Origin of the sequence: Suttonella ornithocola, from assembly GCF_001889065.1 — a bacterium.
GTDB classification, from domain to species: domain Bacteria; phylum Pseudomonadota; class Gammaproteobacteria; order Cardiobacteriales; family Cardiobacteriaceae; genus Suttonella_A; species Suttonella_A ornithocola.
In genome coordinates this window covers 1-1,994 of the sequence record NZ_LWHB01000209.1, presented here as the reverse complement: position 1 = coordinate 1,994, position 1,994 = coordinate 1, and the positions used below count along the sequence as shown (strand labels likewise).

The 1,994-nt window shown below is 36.3% G+C and carries 3 protein-coding genes; 2 read left to right on the top strand and 1 reads right to left on the bottom strand.

Annotated features, from left to right (window positions below; genetic code table 11):
- Both A5N85_RS12965 and A5N85_RS12960 read left to right on the top strand, forming a co-directional pair.
- On the top strand, positions 1–346 hold a 346-nt coding region (locus A5N85_RS12965), incomplete at its 5' end, for an IS630 transposase-related protein (RefSeq protein ID WP_249023980.1).
- A gap of 353 nt (positions 347–699) precedes the next feature.
- Positions 700–1,701 carry a porin gene (locus tag A5N85_RS12960; RefSeq protein ID WP_072577571.1) on the top strand — a complete coding sequence of 334 codons (1,002 nt, stop codon included), beginning with the start codon at positions 700–702 and terminating at the stop codon, positions 1,699–1,701.
- Positions 1,702–1,773: 72 nt separating this feature from the next.
- Here the strand turns inward: A5N85_RS12960 and A5N85_RS12955 are convergent.
- Positions 1,774–1,994: transposase (locus tag A5N85_RS12955; RefSeq protein ID WP_249023933.1), on the bottom strand; the 221-nt coding region annotated here is incomplete at its 5' end.

Below are 1,994 nucleotides of genomic sequence, written 5' to 3'. Positions count from 1 at the left end.
AACTTCTTATTCTTACAAAATAGACTTCAAAACCCTAATGGCTAGTGTAGAGTACTATCCAGATGCTTATCAACATGAGCATGCCCAGCGTTTTCATTGCTCACAGACAGCTATTCACAAAGCATTGAAGAAACTTGGTATTAGCTATAAAAAAACACTAAGGCATCCAAAAGCTAATCAAGATGATAGGGAACGCTTTAATGAGAGCATCGCTAAGTATCAAAAAGAAGAAACTCCGATTGTTTATCTTGACGAGAGTAGCTTTAGAAGTCAGTGGTTACATCGGTATGGATGGTCTGAGATCTTTACAAAACCCCTAAAAAATAGAGAAATTTCAATTTTTTAAACTTTAAAAATATATTAAAGTCATAGTGTTAATTTTTCTGCTAATGGTAAAAATTCGTGTTAAATAGAATTTTGCAAAGGTCTCAGTTTATAAAAAGTATTGTAGGCTAGGGTACATCAGCTAAAAAATAGAATGTTATTTACCGCCAAAAGTGCTGGATAAAGCTGATAGGATGTTTGGCTGTTTAAGAGGCAATTTTATAAATAATGTGGCTCTTTAGAAACAGTCTAAAAAAGTTGTTGGTTTTTTGCAACAAAGGTGTTGCGTCTTTGCAAAAAAATAGATATGATTACTCCCGGATTAGGCAAACCGCACTGACGGTTCTGAATTAAATACCTCGTTAGGAGACAAACATGAAAAAAGCATTAATCGCACTAAGCGTAGCAGCAGGCATGATCGGCGCTGCTCAAGCTGAAAACACTACTACTCTATATGGTTCTTTAGGTTATTCAACTTCAATTGACAAAAGTAGAAATGAAAGCATTAGTGGCTCTGTAAAAGAAAATCGTTGGGATTTAGATACCGCGACTGCTAAGTTTGGGATTAAAGGTACTGAAGATTTGGCAGGTGGTGTTCAAGCATTTTATAAAATGGAATTTGGCTTTGATGTAAATGGTGGTGTTGATAATACACGCTATGCATATTTAGGTCTAAAAGGAGATTTTGGTACTGTAACCTTAGGTAAGCAAAATTCTTTATTCAAAACAGTAACTAATTATAATGACATTTTTAATGATGTTTTCTATAGTGATGAATTAGCAACATTCTCATCGGCAACCGGTGGTAGCCGTTTACCTAAAGCAATTAGCTATGTTTCTCCAAACTTTGGTGGATTCCAATTTGGTATCGCTGGTGTGCTAGATGGCAGCAATCAGGTTATAAAAAATAGTGCGAGCAAAGATTTTGATGCCGCCCAAGCAGGTATTTGGTACGACCAAAATGGTTTCTATGCAGGTTTAGCATATTCATGGATTGATGCTGATGACAATCAAACTCGTGGCGTTAACTCAAAAGGCAAAATTGTTGCTTTTAACCCTGGTACAACAGAAGTCGTTGGTGGTGCTATTGGCTATAGCAATGACCAATTTAAAGTTGGCTTAGGTGCACAACATCAAGCTTCTTATGGAGAAGTTTATAACTTAGCGGGTGAATATTACTTCGGACCGAATACTGTTCGTGGTGGTTTCTCTTTAGCTGATCCTAAAGGTGACGATAATGTGTATGTTTATGCTTTAGGCTATCAATATAACTTCAGCAAACGTACTTACACTTGGGTTGAAGGTGAGTACCGTGACTTCAAAGGTAAAGAAAGCGACGGATATACTGTTAAAGTTGGCTTACGTCACGATTTTTAATCATATATTCGATAAAAAAGCGAACTTCGGTTCGCTTTTTTTATGTCTAAAATAAATAATGATATAGTGCAATCATCTAAAACCCAACCCAATCCAAAGTAGATAAAAGAATAAAGTATCAATACAATCCATCCGCCATTCTTTGCGTATTTGCTTAATCCAAGCCCACATCTTTTCAATGGGATTTAAGTCTGGACTATAAGGGGGTAACCAAACTATCTCATGCCCATGCTCTTCAATGATTGCTTGAATATCACTGCGTTTATGAAAAGCGGCATTGTCCATGACAATTA

Coding starts and splice junctions, on each gene's coding strand:
- A5N85_RS12960 (WP_072577571.1), top strand. CDS start 700: ATGAAAAAAGCATTAATCGCACTAAGCGTAGCAGCAGGCATGATCGGC.